At 37.6% G+C, this 16,851-nt stretch carries 17 protein-coding genes and 1 tRNA gene; 11 read left to right on the top strand and 7 right to left on the bottom strand.

Features of this window, described 5'->3' with window-relative positions:
• Positions 1-134 precede the first annotated feature (134 nt).
• Positions 135-560: a YugN family protein gene (locus LKW28_RS20110; protein ID WP_229142209.1), complete on the top strand. Its 426-nt coding sequence runs from the start codon at positions 135-137 to the stop codon at positions 558-560.
• A 381-nt stretch (positions 561-941) separates the two neighbouring features.
• A complete protein-coding gene (locus LKW28_RS20105; RefSeq protein ID WP_229142208.1) occupies positions 942-1,949 on the top strand; it encodes a DUF3231 family protein in 1,008 nt (335 codons plus the stop codon).
• Between the two features lie 84 nt (positions 1,950-2,033).
• Here LKW28_RS20105 and uvsE (LKW28_RS20100) read toward each other — a convergent pair whose 3' ends face one another.
• Together uvsE (LKW28_RS20100) and uvsE (LKW28_RS20095) are read right to left on the bottom strand one after the other, a co-directional pair.
• The gene (gene uvsE / locus LKW28_RS20100) at positions 2,034-2,999 is read right to left on the bottom strand and encodes a UV DNA damage repair endonuclease UvsE (RefSeq protein WP_229142207.1); all 966 of its coding nucleotides are present in this window, start codon (positions 2,997-2,999) and stop codon (positions 2,034-2,036) included.
• Positions 3,000-3,049: 50 nt separating this feature from the next.
• Entirely contained in the window at positions 3,050-4,003 is a 954-nt protein-coding gene (gene uvsE, locus LKW28_RS20095) for a UV DNA damage repair endonuclease UvsE (RefSeq protein WP_229142206.1), read from the bottom strand.
• Between the two features lie 191 nt (positions 4,004-4,194).
• Here uvsE (LKW28_RS20095) and LKW28_RS20090 point away from each other — a divergent pair, with 191 nt between their 5' ends.
• Positions 4,195-5,031: a hypothetical protein gene (locus tag LKW28_RS20090; RefSeq protein WP_229142205.1), complete on the top strand. Its 837-nt coding sequence runs from the start codon at positions 4,195-4,197 to the stop codon at positions 5,029-5,031.
• 41 nt (positions 5,032-5,072) lie between these two features.
• Here LKW28_RS20090 and LKW28_RS20085 read toward each other — a convergent pair whose 3' ends face one another.
• Entirely contained in the window at positions 5,073-6,104 is a 1,032-nt protein-coding gene (locus tag LKW28_RS20085; RefSeq protein WP_229142204.1) for a YeiH family protein, read from the bottom strand.
• 112 nt (positions 6,105-6,216) lie between these two features.
• Here LKW28_RS20085 and LKW28_RS20080 point away from each other — a divergent pair, with 112 nt between their 5' ends.
• From LKW28_RS20080 to LKW28_RS20070, 3 genes are all read left to right on the top strand, one after another.
• Positions 6,217-7,128, top strand: a complete 912-nt coding sequence (locus LKW28_RS20080) for a LysR family transcriptional regulator (protein WP_229142203.1) — start codon at positions 6,217-6,219, stop codon at positions 7,126-7,128.
• Positions 7,129-7,178: 50 nt separating this feature from the next.
• Complete coding sequence (locus LKW28_RS20075) at positions 7,179-8,189, top strand: macro domain-containing protein (protein ID WP_229142202.1); 1,011 nt, start codon at positions 7,179-7,181, stop codon at positions 8,187-8,189.
• A gap of 83 nt (positions 8,190-8,272) precedes the next feature.
• Positions 8,273-8,914, top strand: a complete 642-nt coding sequence (locus tag LKW28_RS20070; RefSeq protein ID WP_229142201.1) for a vWA domain-containing protein — start codon at positions 8,273-8,275, stop codon at positions 8,912-8,914.
• Between the two features lie 48 nt (positions 8,915-8,962).
• On the opposite strand, the gene LKW28_RS20065 is transcribed toward LKW28_RS20070, so the two are convergent.
• A complete protein-coding gene (locus tag LKW28_RS20065) occupies positions 8,963-9,793 on the bottom strand; it encodes a hypothetical protein (protein WP_229142200.1) in 831 nt (276 codons plus the stop codon).
• 163 nt (positions 9,794-9,956) lie between these two features.
• Here LKW28_RS20065 and LKW28_RS20060 point away from each other — a divergent pair, with 163 nt between their 5' ends.
• Positions 9,957-10,490, top strand: a complete 534-nt coding sequence (locus LKW28_RS20060; protein WP_229142199.1) for a DUF6241 domain-containing protein — start codon at positions 9,957-9,959, stop codon at positions 10,488-10,490.
• Positions 10,491-10,499: 9 nt separating this feature from the next.
• Here LKW28_RS20060 and LKW28_RS20055 read toward each other — a convergent pair whose 3' ends face one another.
• Both LKW28_RS20055 and LKW28_RS20050 read right to left on the bottom strand, forming a co-directional pair.
• On the bottom strand, positions 10,500-10,844 hold the full coding sequence (locus tag LKW28_RS20055) for an ArsR/SmtB family transcription factor (RefSeq protein ID WP_229142198.1): 345 nt from the start codon (positions 10,842-10,844) through the stop codon (positions 10,500-10,502).
• Between the two features lie 21 nt (positions 10,845-10,865).
• Positions 10,866-12,623, bottom strand: coding sequence for a SulP family inorganic anion transporter (locus LKW28_RS20050; protein WP_229142197.1), 1,758 nt, complete (start codon positions 12,621-12,623; stop codon positions 10,866-10,868).
• Between the two features lie 536 nt (positions 12,624-13,159).
• Here LKW28_RS20050 and LKW28_RS20045 point away from each other — a divergent pair.
• A tRNA-Gly gene (locus LKW28_RS20045) sits at positions 13,160-13,233 on the top strand.
• A 70-nt stretch (positions 13,234-13,303) separates the two neighbouring features.
• Here LKW28_RS20045 and LKW28_RS20040 read toward each other — a convergent pair.
• Entirely contained in the window at positions 13,304-13,969 is a 666-nt protein-coding gene (locus LKW28_RS20040) for a B3/4 domain-containing protein (RefSeq protein ID WP_229142196.1), read from the bottom strand.
• A gap of 99 nt (positions 13,970-14,068) precedes the next feature.
• Here LKW28_RS20040 and queG point away from each other — a divergent pair, with 99 nt between their 5' ends.
• The 3 genes from queG to trmL all read left to right on the top strand — a co-directional run bounded on the left by queG (position 14,069) and on the right by trmL (position 16,755).
• Positions 14,069-15,202, top strand: coding sequence for a tRNA epoxyqueuosine(34) reductase QueG (gene queG / locus LKW28_RS20035; protein WP_229142195.1), 1,134 nt, complete (start codon positions 14,069-14,071; stop codon positions 15,200-15,202).
• Between the two features lie 158 nt (positions 15,203-15,360).
• Complete coding sequence (locus tag LKW28_RS20030; protein ID WP_229142194.1) at positions 15,361-16,245, top strand: amidase domain-containing protein; 885 nt, start codon at positions 15,361-15,363, stop codon at positions 16,243-16,245.
• A gap of 36 nt (positions 16,246-16,281) precedes the next feature.
• Positions 16,282-16,755, top strand: a complete 474-nt coding sequence (gene trmL / locus LKW28_RS20025) for a tRNA (uridine(34)/cytosine(34)/5-carboxymethylaminomethyluridine(34)-2'-O)-methyltransferase TrmL (protein WP_229142193.1) — start codon at positions 16,282-16,284, stop codon at positions 16,753-16,755.
• Positions 16,756-16,851 lie beyond the last annotated feature (96 nt).

The raw sequence follows: 16,851 nt of genomic DNA, 5'->3' as shown, positions 1-16,851 counted from the left end.
CCTTCTTACTCATTTTTTCTTTTCGATTATTAAGTTATGTCTACTTGTTTATGGAAAATTGGGTTTAATGTATGGTAAAGCGTTATTTTGAAAATAATACCAATAGTAACTATGATCATTTGAGGTGGATAAGTATGATTACATTGAATTCTGTTATTGATGGAAAAAAGGCTAATTTTGGTGCTGTTCGGGATGTATTTGATGCTCACGGATGTAGTTTTTGCAGTAATTTTGAATATGATCAAGGAAAATTCGATGCGGTATTGAATCGTGAAAATGGTGAAACCATCTATTTGCGCGTTCCTTTTTTTGTTGTGGAGGGGATGCTTGACCATTCAAGTGCTCTCATTCAATTCGGAACACCCTATGTCATTAAGCATATTGTCAATTTTGGTCTAGATTATGATCAAAACTCATTTTTGACTGCAACGACTGGACTTGATCAGTTCCAAGAGCCACTCGACAAGGACGGACAAATTTCTGATAAAAGCAGATGGGAACAAGCGGGAGTTGAAGTAGTGGATCGTATTTACAACTCCATGAGGGACTTAGTATCGTAAAAGGGACGAAGCTTTTTCTAACGGGTTCCGTTACCTATCGCAAAACTGAAATTGCACAAGAAAATGTATCTCTTATTGCACCGCATTATGCGGTGCTTTTTACATACAAAAATAGCTCAGTAATTACCTAGCTATTTCCTTGTGCTTATTTTTAATTACTTACTGAACTAAAGCTACCCGATAGTTTAAATACAATATTTCACAAACTTTTTTAAAGTCCCCCATTGCTGAATATTTGAAAAGCCCTCTTAGTTTTGATATTTCCCTTGACAAACCAAAAAATTATTAATTTTCTTTTCCATGCAATAATACATAATTGATAAAAAAATACCAGATACTTGTTATAGAATATAAAATTAATCTTAAAAAGGAATTGATTATATGGATAATAAAAAGGCTGCAAAGTTAACTGCGGGTGAGTTAGCACACTGTTGGGAACAGTTCATGAATAATAGTATGTCAAATGTTGTTTTGGAGTATCTTACCCTAACATCAGAACTAGAAGAAGTTAAATCTCTTTGTAGTGAGGCGGTTTCTATTTCTAAATCTGCTGTACAATTTTTTGAATCTGTTCTACGAAGTGAAAACTATCCAATCCCTAAAGGCTTTAACATTAAAGATGATTTAAACCCAAATGCCCCTAAGATGTATACGGATGTTTTTATACTATTTTATTTAAATAATATGTCTAAAATTGGAATGTCCTTAACAAGTATGGCACTATCCGATTCAGTAAGGGAGGATATCCGCAATTTTTTCCATGAACGATTAAAAAACGTTTCAAATTTATTTGAACGTACAACAACTATTCTATTAGAAAAGGGAGTATTTGTAAGACCTCCTTCAATTACCTCCACTCATGAAACAAACCCAATTGCAGATAAAGGATTTTTGGGTAACTTCTTTAATGATAATCGAGAATTAACGGCAAGAGAAGCAAATGAGCTACACAAAAATGTTTTTATGAATTATATTGGTAAAAACTTATTAATTGGATTTATACAATCTACATCTAATCAGCAATTAATGAGTTTATTGCAACATGGAAAAGAATTATCTTTAAATATTATAGACAAATTAGGTGATATTTTAGTTCAAAATGATTTGCCTATTTCAATGACTTGGGATACGAATGTTTTGGATGGTAAAACATCTCCTTTTTCAGATAAATTAATATCTTATCAATTAGACCAACTTAATCGTGATGGTATCGCCAGTTATGGATATAGTGCAGCAGTAAGTATCCGAAAAGATTTAAAAACTACATATGCAAAGATAATTGCAGATGTGTATCAATATGAAGAAAATATAAAAAACTTTTTGATAAAAAATGAGTGGATGGAGAAACCTCCTGTTGCACTAAATAGAGATAAGCTTGCTCAAGACTAAAAAAAAAATAAAGCTACCAAAGTACGGTAGCTTTTTTGTTTTTCAAAGGAGTATTCCAAATCTCCTTTAAGAAATGGTGAGTAGTTATTTCAAATAAAAGGAAGAGCCATCAATCATTTCTACGTCATCCCTCGTTTTGATTTCCGCAATTAGTTTAAAGAGGGCTGCGTCTTTTTGCTTGGCTTCAATCATACAGTCGATTTGTGGCACACTTCCTTTTATTTCTTTTAAAAATGTAAAAAACATATCGATATCGACATAGTCAGCATGATGACGAAAGGTTTCCGGACCCTTTGGACTTGAAATATGCATTTTGATCGGAAGTGGTGAATGCTGCCATGTCTGTACCACACGAGCCCAATGATTTTCCCAATTGGGATTTTGATGGTGAGCTAAGTGGTGGTGATAATCAAATACAAGTGGAATATTTAATTTTTCGCATAGATAAAGGGTATCTTCCAGGGTAAAAGATGTATCATCATTTTCCAGCATCATCAATTTTTGAATTTTCGCAGGAACTTCCATCCAATTGGTAACGAAACGTTCAAGTGATACATCTGTTTCTTTATAGTTTCCACCGACATGCATAACACAGCGATGAATTGGCTCAATTCCCATTGCCTTTAATAAGAGATAGTGAAGCTTCAACGTACGTATTGAGTTTTTTAAAATGTCTGTTTGAGGAGAATTAATCAGTACAAAGTGATCCGGATGAAAATCAATACGAATACCATGTTCCTTTGCAAAATCCCCAATTTCCCGAAGACTCGATTTTAATGGTTTCATATAATTCCAATCGAGAAGCTCTTCATGATTAGCTAATGGAATGAGGCGAGAAGTGAGTCGGTAGAAATGAATGTCAGATGCTGCATTATGCTTTAACAGCCTTAGGGTATTTTGAAGATTTGTTAATGCGATACGCTCCAATTTCCGAATCGCTGCTTCACGGTCGTCTATTTTTTGAAATTGAGCGAATGTCATCGTTTTTGAGGGAGACGCATTTTTCAGTTCTGTACTCATTGCCACATATCCAAGAAGCACCATTGTCACCGCAGTTCACCTCCATTTTTATGTACTTATAGAACAGCGACATGAAGACCCTACCACTCCACTGCTGATCCAGAGATTCGTTTCACCCCTCTTATTGAGGAGATGTCTTCCACGAGCTTGTGCATGGCAAGGTTCTTTTGTTTCGCTTCAATCATAATATCGAAGTCATGATTAAGGTCTTTAGCCATTTTTAAAAAGGGCATGATAAACTCCAGTGATACAAAATCAGCATGTGAACGGTAGGCTTTATCTGATTTGGGTGATGAAATATGTACTTTTGGGACTGTTTTTCTGTTGCTCCATGTTTGAAAAATACGCTCTAAATGGAGTGTGAGATCAATCCCATCGTTGTTCGCCATGTGGTGGTGATAATCCAGAATCATCGGGATGTTTTCCTTTTCACAAGCAAGCAGTGTTTCCTCGACATTATACGTCTTATCATCATTTTCGAGTGTCATTTGATACTTGATGTTACCTGGTAATTGTTTGAGGTTTTGTTGGAATCGAACTAATGATTTTTCTTTATCACCATAGGCGCCGCCAATATGTATATTAAGGATTCCTTTTTCCAAAGCTTTCAATGCTTCAAGCATCTTATAGTGAAACTCCATGTCGATAATCGCATTTTCCGTGACTTCATCCCTTGGACTTGTGAAAAGGGTGAACTGATTGGGATGAAAGCTAACCCTCATTTTATATTGATTGATGAGCTGTGCAAGCTCGTCCCATTCTCTCTTGAATGGGGTGATGTAGTCCCACATCACTTCAGGATGGGTGGCTAACGGAACGAGTGAGCTTGAAAGCCGGTAGAGCTCAATTTCATGTGCGATATTATAGTGTAAAATCCTTTTTGTATGAAGTAGATTCTGCGCAGTAACGAATTTGAGTTTATCCATTCGTTCGTCCTTCGGAAGTGCTGCATACCGTGTAAATGTTAATGATTTAGAAGGACTTGCATCCCACAGGCCTAGTGCATTAGCGACATAACCAAAACGAATTTTCATTTGGAGGGTTCCCCGTCTCATTTTTATATTTGTAGCGGGACAATGAACCTGTCCCTTTGACCCATTGTTTTGTTATATTTAATGTAGGGAGAATAAGCTGTTATTATACAGATTTTTTTATAGGGGAGATGATGGGGATCGATAGGTATATTCGGATTTTTGTAGTTCTGGCGTTGGCTGGGAGTTTGGTGTTGAATTTTACGTTATTATTTAAAGTAAATCAGCTTGAGGAGCAGGCAGGTTATATTTCTGGTCTTCAGCAAGACATATCTTATCGAGTTGAGAATCAAGCAAGTGTGGTCTACAATGCACTTGAAGAATTTAAAAATGAACAAAGCTGGATAAGTACGATCTCGATGCAGATTGATAACAAAAAAATAAAAGACGGTGAAGCGATAGCCACGTTTAATTGGCAGGTAAAAGAGCTTCAAAATAATTCAATGGTAGAGTTTCATTATTCTTTCGGTGGTGATGGTGAGGTATATACATCCCTCCCCGCAGAAGAAGTACAGAACGGACTTTTTCAGGTAATGCTTCCATTTGAATTTGAAAAAGAACCACAATGGCGGATTGGTCAGATCACTTCGGATTCCTATTATAGTGAAGAGGTTTCAGAAAAAGAAGCAATTGAAGGTCTCCAAAATACGATTAATTTTTATGTGACCATTTCCCATGATGACCTTGTAAAAAGCAGTGAGATTCAACAAGAATTTTTAGAAGATTTGAGATCAAGCTTTTATGGAAGTATCCAGACAGATGTTCATCTTTTTAACTCAAAATTAGATATTACCTTGATCAATTATTTAGTTGATGATAAATCGATGTACGTGGAAAAGGCCATTCTTCTAAAATATAAAGGAAATACGCTAATCGGAGAAGAAGAGCTTCAAGGGATCGAGGAAAACGGATCAGAAAACATGGAACGGTTTTTCCACCTTAATCAGGTTGATAAATATGAAGATATTAGACTAGTAATGAAGGTCATATATAGTAATGGTGAAACGTTTGAAAAGGAAATATATCAATAAAGGAAAGGGGTCGTGGGACAGAACCTGTCCCTCTGACCCTATCAAACAATAAAGTAAACAATAACAGAAAGTGCAACCGAAGTGAATGACATTGCGACAAGTGGCGGTAATGCTTTTGTCCTCAATTCTTTTAAACTAACATTCAACCCGAGGCCGACCATTGCTGCGGTCAACAGCCAGGTAGTTAGTGTAAAGAGTCCATCCATCACATAATCTGATACTGGAATGAAATGGCCAAATACATAGCTTCCTAGAACACTAAAAACGATAAATCCTACTAAAAACCAAGGAAATTCAATCTTTGAACCTGTTGACTCTCTATTTTTATACTTCATAATCGCAATTAAAATAAAGCAAAGCGGGATAAGCAAAAAGACGCGCCCTAATTTTGCAAGCATACCAATTGCAATCGCATCGTTACCTGCTGGAGCTGTTGCAAGTGCCACATGAGCAACTTCGTGCAGGCTTGTTCCTGACCATAACCCATATTGAAGGGCATCTAATGGTAAAAATGGGCGAAGAATGATATAAATAATTGAAAATACAGTTCCCATTAATGCAATGATACCGACACTAATTGCTGTATCCTCGTCCTTTGACTTTACAATTGGCGCAACCGCGGCTATGGCAGCTGCACCGCAAACTCCAGTTCCAACTCCCAATAAAAAAGAAATCTTTTTGTCAGCTTTGAATAATTTCGCAAGCCCAATTGTTGTTAAAATGGAAAAGCTAATCACACCAGCATCACGAAGTAAGAGCCAGACCCCATCTTGTAAGACAACCGCCATGTTTAATTTTAATCCGTATAAAATAATTGCAGTTCGTAGTAAATGCTTTGATGAGAAGATTATTCCAGGTTTTAAAGCTTCGGGATAACCAAAGAATTGCCGATACGCAACTGCGATGATAATCGCACATGCTAATTGTCCGACGTGATTAAATCCTGGTATCAACGCAAGCAAATATCCTAGAAATGAAATAAGAAATGTAAAAGCAACCCCAGCACTCCAAGCCGTCTTCGTACCTAATGTCTTTTGGAATTCTTCTTGTGTATTAAATTTGGGTAATCCCATTACAAACACCCCCTATCTTTACTATATATGTGATGTTTATATAAGGAAAATAAGTATCTGTGATTCTTATAATAAGTAAAATGTTATAATAGAGCGAAGGAGGGATAGAAAGTTGGACCAACAATTACAGGTTTTTATATCGGTTGTAGAAAATAAGAATTTCTCACGAGCAGCAGATGATTTACATATGACACAGCCCGCAGTCAGCCAGTATATCCGCACAATTGAAGAAAACCTGGGAGTCAGACTTCTTGACCGAACCAACAAATATGTACGTGTAACAAAAGCAGGTGAAATTGTTTACCATCATGCGAAGGAAATTGTTGGTTTGTATACGAAAATGGGAAGCTTGCTAGATGACTTAACAAATCAGGTAAAGGGTCCTCTCTCAATTGGGGCAAGCTATACATTTGGTGAATATGTCCTGCCGCATTTAATTGCGGAAATGAAAACACAATACCCCGACATCAAGCCCACAGTGACAATTGGAAATACCGAAATAGTTGCAGAGCTAGTGAGAACTCATCAAATAGATATTGGGATTATAGAGGGTCAATTAAAAAAGGAGAAACAAATGGGAAATCAAGATTTTGCTGAAGACCATATGATAATCATTGCATCAATCCACCATCCGTTGGTTCGGAATAATGAAGAAGTAACCACAACAGAGCTGGAAGATGTTGCATGGGTATTGCGCGAAGAGGGCTCCGGTACTAGGGAAGCAGGCGAAAATATTTTTAAACTACTGAAGATTTCTCCGAAAAACATCATAACCTTCGGAAGCACACAAGCAATAAAAGAAGCAGTTGAATCAGGGTTAGGAGTTAGCTTATTATCACAGCTAACTGTTCGAAAAGAACTGCAACATGGCACCCTTAAAATTGTGGGATTTCCGGGATTACCGTACATAAGACAATTCTCGTACATCACGAATTCCCCATTCCAAACCAAAGCTCTTCAAGAATTCATAGCCATCCTAGAGAGGGACGGTGGGACAAGTCCCGCATCCCAAAACCATATTTGATGGGGACAGCAAACTTGTCCCTGTGTCCCGTGTGAAAGGAGTTAACAAATATGCCATTAGAGATTGTTCGAAATGATATTACCCAAATGAAAGTTGATGCGATTGTGAATGCCGCAAACATCCAGCTGAAGATGGGTGGTGGGGTGTGCGGAGCGATTTTTCGGGCAGCTGGAGCAGAAGAACTTCAAGCGGCATGTGATGAAATTGGCAGCTGCCAGGTAGGACAAGCGGTGATTACAAAAGCTTTTAAGCTGCCATCAACATACATCATTCATACTCCAGGACCAATGTGGCAGGGGGGTTCTAAGAATGAAGCTAAACTTCTTCAATCCTCCTATTATCATTCTTTAGAACTAGCGATGCACCATAAATGCGAATCAATTGCGTTTCCACTTATATCCACTGGAATTTATGGCTATCCGAAAGAGGAAGCCTTACAAATCGCAGTTTCTATGATTAGCTCATTTTTAATGGAACACGATATGCTTATTTACCTTGTCGTTTTCGATAAAGCATCCTTTGGCGTTAGCCAAAAGCTATTTACCTCCATTCATCAATATATTGATGAACATTATGTAGATGAAACGGAAACAACGTTTAGCCGTTCCAGAAACATAGAATTGTATAGCGCTGAACCTATACAGGACGTGCCTGAAGAACTGTACGAAATCGAAGAAAGCCGTCATGTTCACAGCAATTTAGCGGATCTAGTTAACCATTTAGATGAATCATTTTCTAATAGACTTTTTCGTTTAATTGATGCTAGAGGTATGACGGATGTAGAGACGTACAAAAGAGCGAATATTGACCGTCGACTATTCTCTAAAATTCGCAATGAAGTGGACTACACACCTAAAAAGAAAACGGCAATTGCTTTTGCCATTGCCTTACAATTAAATGTTGATGAAACCATTCATTTACTTTCAGCTGCCGGCTACACATTAACCCATAGCAGCAAATTTGATGTCATCATCGAATACTTCATAAATGAATCAAATTATAATATTCACGAAATCAATGAAGCTTTATTCATGTTTGACCAACCATTACTTGGAGCATAAAATGTCGCTTTTGAAGCGACCCATTCCTTTTTAAAACTTGTTATCCTAACCATGTGATTAAAAACAGAACGGAGGATAACAAGATGAAAACAGAATTAGTGTATATTTTAGATAAAAGTGGCTCAATGGCTGGACTTGAAGCTGATACAATAGGCGGTTATAATGCAATGCTTAAAAAGCAAAAGATGGCAGACGGCGATGCCTATGTCACCACCGTTTTATTCAATCATCATTATGAATTATTACATGATCGTATAAATGCAAAAGGGATTTCACCAATTACCGCTGAAGACTACGAGGTTAATGGAACAACTGCATTCTTAGACGCAATCGGGTTTACAATCCAAAAAATAAACAATGTTCAAAAACATACTAGTAAAGAAGAACAGGCTGAAAAAGTTCTTTTTGTGATTACAACAGACGGTATGGAAAATGCAAGCCGAGAATTTACAGCAGAAAAAATCAAAAAAATGGTGCAGCATCAAAAAGAAAAATATGGCTGGGAATTTATGTTTTTAGGTGCGAATATAGATGCCGTTTCAACCGCTGCCGAATTTGGAATTGATGAGGATTTTGCGGTGGATTACCACGCTGATGAACAAGGAACACAATTGAATTATCAAATGGTAAGTGAAGCTGTTACTAATCTTCGAAGTGGAAAGAAAATTGACCGAAGCTGGAAGGAAGAAATCGAGCGAGATTTTAACCAGCGAACTAAGCATTAAAAGAGGGAAGGCGCCTGAACATAAAATGAACAGGCGCCTTTAAATTTATCATGACTTATTTACAAGGACTTTGATTTTCCGATCTGCATATCGTACAAATAGATAGGCGAGGAAGAAGGTAAGAAAGCTTAATACTGAGTCAAGTACAGTATGCTCGGCTTTTACAACGTCAACATATTTCAATACCATATCATACGCAATATAGCTTACTGCGATAAAAAGAAACCAACCATTCCTTGCCTTGCTAATACTCAAATAGGCAAGTACAATCGCAAAAATAAGACCAGTAAATGTTGTTATTGCTGAACTGCCACGATGTAGTTGCTCGATCCACTCAACATGATAAGTTCGCATTTTTAAAACGGCGTGTAAAAGAAAATGTAGTGGAATAAATATTCCATAAAATGATAAAAGTAACGTACCAAAGTGAATCGATTTCTTTTCTAGATGATTCCACCATAATCTTGCAACAGGAAAATAAATGAATAGACCAGCAACCGTGTACCAAGGACTCCACCAATTGGTTTTAAAAATCCCCCATTTCGAAAAAATGAGCTCAATAAGTGTGAAAAATAGTGCCAACGGGATGCTCCAGTACCACTTTCGCCTCATAACGACAAAAAGAGCAGCAAAAGCTGGAAGTAAAAGACCATTAACCATTGCACCTAAATGTGAGTCTGCCTCATGATGTAACACATTAAGCTGATAAACATAAGCGTTTCCCCAAAGATAGATGAAGTAATCGAATAAAAGTGTAACTCCTGCAACGGTAAAATACAAAATGATTATCTCAAATGATTTAGATTTCCAACATGCAATACCTAAAATGAATAGTCCTATAAGAAATAAAATGAGATACGCCCACTCACCAAGACTCAATCAACTATACCTCCGATTTGTTTATAGGTATTTTTACCTATTTTTGCTATTCCAATACTTATACAATACTAAATACACCGTCTAACCATGTATTTTATGCTAAAATTTAAATTGGATACATCATACTAAAAAGTAAGAATATAGGAATTTTTTGGAGGAAATAATGAAAACTTGGATATGGATTATCTTTTTTGTGATTTTAATAGGTGCCACGATTGGACTAACGTATAGTGTATATAAAATGTTCGACGGCAATGACACTCAGAAGGCAGCTTCTTCATCAAAGCAGGCCAGTAAAGTGGATGAATTTAAGGAACAGACCAAGAAGATCGGTGGAGTTACATACGATCTGAATTTAAGTGAATCACCGGAAGAACGAGAAGTTATAGAAGCGATGCATCATATGACCCATCAAAAGGTTAAAGCCGACAAAAAATGGGGCGCAAAACCAATGATTCCCGAAACCATCAATGAAATTTTTGATATCGTCTCTAATAGTGATTTTGCTAGAAAAGAAGAGTTATTGGCCATTTTAGAACGATGGAAAAATGGAGATTTCAGCTTAGCAGATGTGGATCATAATTATTTTTGGGGTTATCAAAATGGAAATACCGGAAAAGCGTATGGATTAATGAACGAAGCAGAGGAAAGAAGATTTATTTTAGAAAATTTTGGCGAGGAATTTTTGCCTGAATAAAAGGATAGTTCATTGCGAACTATCCTTTACATCTTCCCCGATTTTATCAAGGAGGGAAATTGTATTAACAAGATGATTATTAAAAATCTGTTTTGCTACTGAAAGAAGCTCAACAATCATTGGATCTCTAAGCGAGTAGATGACACGATTGCCATCCTTTGTTCCATACACAATGTTTTTAGCACGTAGTACAGTTAGTTGCTGGGACACAGCTGACCCTTCACTGCCGATTAGAGTTTGAATTTCATTCACATTTTTATCTCCCTCAGCAAGAAGCTCTAGGATTCGTATTCTTAATGGATGTGCAAGAGCTTTAAAAAAGTCAGCCTTGAATTGTTGCATTTCTAAATTCACTGTTTTACCTCACTTTCTGCATTAACCCAGGGAAACACTTCTCTTCTTCCCCACATTTTCCTCAACGCCTGACAGGATCTGACATTCTTTAAATGCAAAATGTCTGCAGCCCAAACATTTATTGTGATTAATCTGAGTAAGTGCATAATTAATAGCATCACCTGTATGATCAAAAAAGTTCTCTTCCCCAATAATCTCATATAATCCCGTTTTTTGAAGAACGCTTTTAGGCTGTTCTTTTATTCCTGAAATTAAGACAATCCCATGCTTTGAAAAATCCTTTACAATACTTTCAAGTCGCGCTTCACCTGTTGTATCCATAAACGGAACTCTAGCAAGTCGTAACAAAAGGACCCCAGGCTTGTAATTGATTGATTTCATAATTTGTTGTTCAAAAGCCTGTGCAGCTCCAAAAAATAAAGGTCCCTCAACATTATAAATACTAATTTGCGGACAATCATGTGAATCTGTCACAATATGAGTATCCATTTTTTCATGCTTTATTTCCGGGTTCGGCAACGCTTTTTCTGTCACTATTATATCACTCATTCGCTTAGTAAAAAGAACAACGGCCAAAATCAGTCCAACCTGAACCGCAACCGTTAAATTCATAAAGACTGTTAATAAAAAGGTGACAACCAGCACAAGTGAGTCTCCTGTTTTTGTTTGTAATACATGATAAAAAACACGACGCTCACTCATGTTCCATGCAACAAGCATAATAATCGGTGCCATACTTGCTAACGGAATTTTTGAAGCATATGGAGCAAATAAAAGTAAGACAAGCAGAACCACGACACCGTGTATCACACCGGAAAAAGGGGAAACGGCTCCTGTTTTAATATTAGTTGCGGTTCTTGCAATTGCGCCTGTTGCAGGTATACCACCGAACAAAGGAGTAACCATATTGGCAAGACCTTGACCGACTAATTCGCGGTTGCTATTATGCTTGCTGTTTGTCATTCCATCAGCGACAACGGCTGAAAGAAGCGACTCAATTGCTCCTAACATCGCAATCACAAACGCTGGTTGAATCAGTTGCTTTATGCGCTCAAACGTTATATCAGGAAATTGAAAGCTTGGTAGTTTACTAGGAATGTCACCAAACGTTGAGCCAATCGTCGCCACCTGGGTAGGATAAAAAAGTGCCGCAATACCCGTTGAAATAAGTAAGGCGATTAATGAGCCTGGTACTTTTGGGAAGAACTTTGGAGTTAAGAGCAGTACCGCTAAACAAACAGAAGCAGTTAAAATGCTATAAAGATTGATTTCAGAAATATGGAGGACAATTTCCCTCATATTATCCAAAAATAATTCATGTTTCTTAATCTTATCAAGCCCTAAAAAATTCGGTACTTGCCCGACAAAAATGATAATCGCGATACCGGATGTAAAACCAATCGTAACGGGACGTGGGATAAATTTGATGAGAGAGCCCAATTTGAAAATCCCCATCAAGAACAGAATGATCCCCGCCATAAACCCCGCAATTAATAGATTTTCAAATCCATAGGTTGCAACCACCCCGAACAGAATCGGAATAAAAGCACCTGTTGGGCCCCCAATTTGGTATTTAGAGCCTCCAAAGAGTGAAACAAGAATACCCGCGATGATGGTCGTGTAGATCCCATATTCAGGTTTGACGCCTGAAGCAATCGCGAATGCCATTCCCAGAGGAATCGCAATAATCCCAACAACGACGCCAGAAATAAGATCCTTTTGAAATGATTGAATCGAATACCCTTTAAATCTCCCTGAAAAAGCCCATTTTTGTAGCATTTTTATCCTTCCTTCTGAATAATAGAATATCTGATTATTTGAATATACATATATAAAATCTACTCCTATTAATCTATAAAGTCAAAAAATTTTTATGAAAAATAAAAACGGACTCCCTTGGAAAATGGGGGAGTCCTTGAAATATTTATTATTTTAATAAACATTAATTGTAGGGTTTGTTACGTTAATGACATAAACAACGTGAAAAAATTTTTTTGGAGTTACTATTGCAATAAAATTTACAAGTGTGTATAATAACTCAAGTAGTCAACGAAAAAAATACTTCGACAAAAAGTTACAAAAACATCTTGCAATATATTTGCACGGTTGTTATAATTTTAACATAATCTTTTAAAAACTTAATAAATTTTAATATGCGGGTGTAGTTTAATGGTAAAACCTCAGCCACGAGCAAAAGCTTCAATGAATTTTCTTCGAGTTGCCTCGACGGATTCGCTTCTTGAAAAAGCTTGTAGAGGAAGAGGCATGTAAGGCCAATAAGCGTAATGAAATTTTTATTAACTTAATATCTATATGCGGGTGTAGTTTAATGGTAAAACCTCAGCCTTCCAAGCTGATGTCGTGAGTTCGATTCTCATCACCCGCTCCATACATATATAACGCAGTGTTTCGTTTCTTAGATAAACGAAGTGTTGCGTTTTTTCATTTTTACCAGGCTTTTATTCAATAACAAAAGCCTGAACTGTTCCGCCATGCACCTGTGTAAACATTGCCCCTAGTGAAGTGATCAATTTCTCACCACTCTCAAATTGCAGAGAAGGCTTCAAATACACAATCTGAATTGCATTTTTTGTTTCAACGGTTACGGCCGTTCTCTGGGAATCGACGTATGGGCTTCCGAACGCGCCAATGTCATCACCAGATAAAATTTTATCCTTCATCGAAAGGACTCTGCCGTTGATCCCCATGTACTCATCTTCAGGTTGACCAACTCGAATTTCAATATCACCGTTGATTTTATCAGTGTCATATATCCCCACTGGAATTTCGTATTGAATCGAGAAGAAATTATTAAGGTCAGCAGCGGAATGAATTGAATTCAAAAAGTTTTGCTTTTGAACCCGACGGTACATGGCTTCCACAGATGGACGATAGCGATTAGGGTCAGTCCCAACCTGTTTAAAAACATCTCTCCATTCGGCTATCCCTTCAATATTTGTCACAGGCTTGTCCTCTAAATCGAAAAAGAGCGACTCTTGAAACGTTTGTAATCTACCACGAATCATTTGTGGAGAATCGCCAACTTCGATATGATCGTATTGAATAATCCCCACCTTGATATTGGGGACAAGTTCCTTTAATTGTGGCGAAATTCGAATTTCCATCAATTATCCCTCCAAAAATTATTGTAAATAGTGTACCATAAATCCTAGTGATTCGATAAATGGAACGGCTTATTATATGAGAGAAAGGAGGTTCCAAAATTGGATATATTAAAGTTTCAACAAGAGTTAATTGAATACAGTAAAACGATTGGAATCGATAAAATTGGTTTTGCAAGTGCATCCCCGTTTGAGGAATTAAAATCAAGACTTTTACGACAACAGAAACTAGGCTATCAGTCAGGATTTGAACCAAAGGATATTGAAAAAAGAACAAATCCGGAGCTGCTTTTACCTGGAGCAAAATCAATTATTGCGATTGCTTTGGCGTATCCGGCAAAGCTCAAGGATGCACCAAGAAGCACACGAAATGAGCGTCGCGGTATGTTTGCTCGTGCTTCTTGGGGAGAGGATTATCATCATATTTTGCGTGATCGGCTACAAAAGCTCGAGTCGTATATTTTAGAAAAACTGCCCGATGCAAAGCTTCAATCTATGGTAGATACAGGTGAATTATCTGACCGTGCTGTGGCTGAAAGAGCTGGAATTGGCTGGAGCGGAAAGAACTGTGCAATCATTACTCCAGAGTTCGGTTCATATGTGTATTTAGGGGAAATGGTTACGAATATACCATTTGCTCCTGATACACCGATTGAAGATCAATGTGGTTCATGCCGTGCATGTCTGGATGCATGTCCAACGGGAGCATTGGTGCAGGGCGGACAAATTAATGCACAGCGATGTGTCAGCTTTTTAACGCAAACAAAGGACTTTTTACCCGATGAGTTTCGAACCAAAATTGGTAATCGGCTATATGGCTGTGACTCCTGTCAGACAGCTTGTCCGAAAAACAAAGGAATCGATTTCCATTTTCATGAAGAAATGGAACCTAATCCAGAGGTTGTGAAACCACTGTTAAAACCGATTTTATCAATTAGCAATCGTGAATTTAAGGAAACCTTTGGTCCGTTATCTGGCTCATGGAGGGGAAAGAAGCCCATCCAGCGAAACGCGATTATTGCATTAGGCCACTTTAAAGATGTTGGTGCGATTCCTGAATTAACACAGGTGTTAAAGGACGACCCAAGACCGGTCCTACGTGGAACAGCAGCGTGGGCCCTTGGAAAAATCGGCGACGAGAGCGCGGTTGAAATACTAAAAGAAGCGAGCTTGAAGGAAAAAGACGATCAAGTGCTAGACGAGATCGAAAAAGGATTAAATATGTTAAATAGCTAAAAAAGGATGCGACGATGCATCCTTTTTTAATTCCTCTTCTTTAAGAAACAAACCCTGTCCAGAAAAGATGACGCAATCCTACATCTTAAATATTTTCCTACTTAAAATCCATTTCCTTTCATATTGTGTAATATCACAGCTTGAAGGTGGTGTTGTTGATGAAGTCGACTTTAGCGAAGGTAATGGAGGCAAAAGCTCAATTATTAGTTGGAAACATACGAAGTGCTCCTTCTATAAAATTGCCAGAGCAAGACCTTAAGTTCATTCAACGAAAAAAAGAGCTTATGGATAAACGATTTGCTGAGATCGTCAAATGCAATACAAAGGGCCAAATCATTGGAAAAAATGAAGTGGATGGTAAAATGCATCTTAACTACCTGGTTCATTATCAATATTTAATTCGTCAAAATAAAAATCTGTACATTGAGGAGCATTGTGAGGAAAGAAAAGCTGTATTTACATTAAATAAATTAATAAGTGATGAAGAGGTTCCAAAGGAAACGGATACCCAATATGAAACCATGGAGCGGGACACCCCAGAAGAAGATACACGAGAATTTAAATATAACCGACTTGATGCGGTCCAATATGCAGAACGTTGGTGGAATGACTACAATCCAAAATATAAAAAGTTCACAGACAACTGTACGAACTTTATTTCGCAATGCCTCCACGCAGGTGGTGCACCGATGTATGGATACCCGAATCGCAGTAAAGGCTGGTGGATGCAAAATAACAATTGGAGTTATAGCTGGTCTGTTGCTAATTCATTAAGGTGGTATTTAGCCGGATCCAAAAGAGGTCTTCAAGCAAAAGAGATGTCCTCTCCTAAGGAACTGCTATTAGGAGATATCATTTGCTATGACTTTGAGGGAGACGGTCGCTTTAATCACAACACGATCGTCGTGGCAAAGGACTTTGAAGGCTATCCGCTCGTCAATGCCCAGACACAGAACAGTCGGATGAGGTATTGGTCTTACTATGATTCAACGGCGTATACACCAAATATCAAGTACAAGTTTTTTCATATCACAAATAACTGACTGATTCTGATATAATAACGTTTGAGGTGAAAGAAAGTGGGACTACACGTCGTATTATACCAACCCGAACTCCCTGCAAATACTGGGAATATCGCACGGACATGTGCAGGAACAAATACAACCTTACATTTAATTCGACCACTTGGCTTTTCAACTGAAGACAAAATGCTGAAGCGTGCGGGATTAGACTACTGGGAGTTTGTAAAGATTCATTATTATGATTCATTAGAGGCACTTTATTCAACATATAAGGATGGAGAGTTTTATTTCATCACAAAATTTGGTGAAAAAACGCATTCTTCCTTTGATTATAGCGATGCACAAAAAGACTATTTCTTTGTATTTGGAAGAGAAACAACGGGTCTGCCGAAGGACCTGGTTGACAGCAACAAAGACCGGGCTGTACGTCTTCCAATGACAGAAAAGGTTCGCTCCCTAAACTTAGCAAATACCGCAGCGATTCTCGTCTATGAGGCGTTAAGACAACAAAATTACCCTAGGCTTGCGTAAAAAAAAGACCTTTACCATAATTGGTAAGGTTGGACTAACCTAAAATAGTGAGACAATATAAAACACCTCCAAAATGGCAATACTTGAGATAAGTAT

Source organism: Bacillus sp. REN16 (assembly GCF_020731355.1).
Lineage (GTDB): Bacteria > Bacillota > Bacilli > Bacillales > Bacillaceae_L > Ferdinandcohnia.
Note: the sequence above shows the minus strand (reverse complement) of the source record. Positions and strands in the feature narration are given on the sequence as shown.

What these genes read in the sequence shown, in the direction of transcription:
- LKW28_RS20040 (WP_229142196.1), bottom strand. Translation starts at nt 13,969, where the DNA reads ATGGAAATTCGAATTTCGCCACAATTAAAGGAACTTGTCCCCAATATC.
- LKW28_RS20075 (WP_229142202.1), top strand. Translation starts at nt 7,179, where the DNA reads ATGCCATTAGAGATTGTTCGAAATGATATTACCCAAATGAAAGTTGAT.
- uvsE (WP_229142206.1), bottom strand. Translation starts at nt 4,003, where the DNA reads ATGAAAATTCGTTTTGGTTATGTCGCTAATGCACTAGGCCTGTGGGAT.
- LKW28_RS20105 (WP_229142208.1), top strand. Translation starts at nt 942, where the DNA reads ATGGATAATAAAAAGGCTGCAAAGTTAACTGCGGGTGAGTTAGCACAC.
- LKW28_RS20060 (WP_229142199.1), top strand. Translation starts at nt 9,957, where the DNA reads ATGAAAACTTGGATATGGATTATCTTTTTTGTGATTTTAATAGGTGCC.
- LKW28_RS20030 (WP_229142194.1), top strand. Translation starts at nt 15,361, where the DNA reads ATGAAGTCGACTTTAGCGAAGGTAATGGAGGCAAAAGCTCAATTATTA.
- LKW28_RS20110 (WP_229142209.1), top strand. Translation starts at nt 135, where the DNA reads ATGATTACATTGAATTCTGTTATTGATGGAAAAAAGGCTAATTTTGGT.
- LKW28_RS20050 (WP_229142197.1), bottom strand. Translation starts at nt 12,623, where the DNA reads ATGCTACAAAAATGGGCTTTTTCAGGGAGATTTAAAGGGTATTCGATT.
- LKW28_RS20085 (WP_229142204.1), bottom strand. Translation starts at nt 6,104, where the DNA reads ATGGGATTACCCAAATTTAATACACAAGAAGAATTCCAAAAGACATTA.
- LKW28_RS20070 (WP_229142201.1), top strand. Translation starts at nt 8,273, where the DNA reads ATGAAAACAGAATTAGTGTATATTTTAGATAAAAGTGGCTCAATGGCT.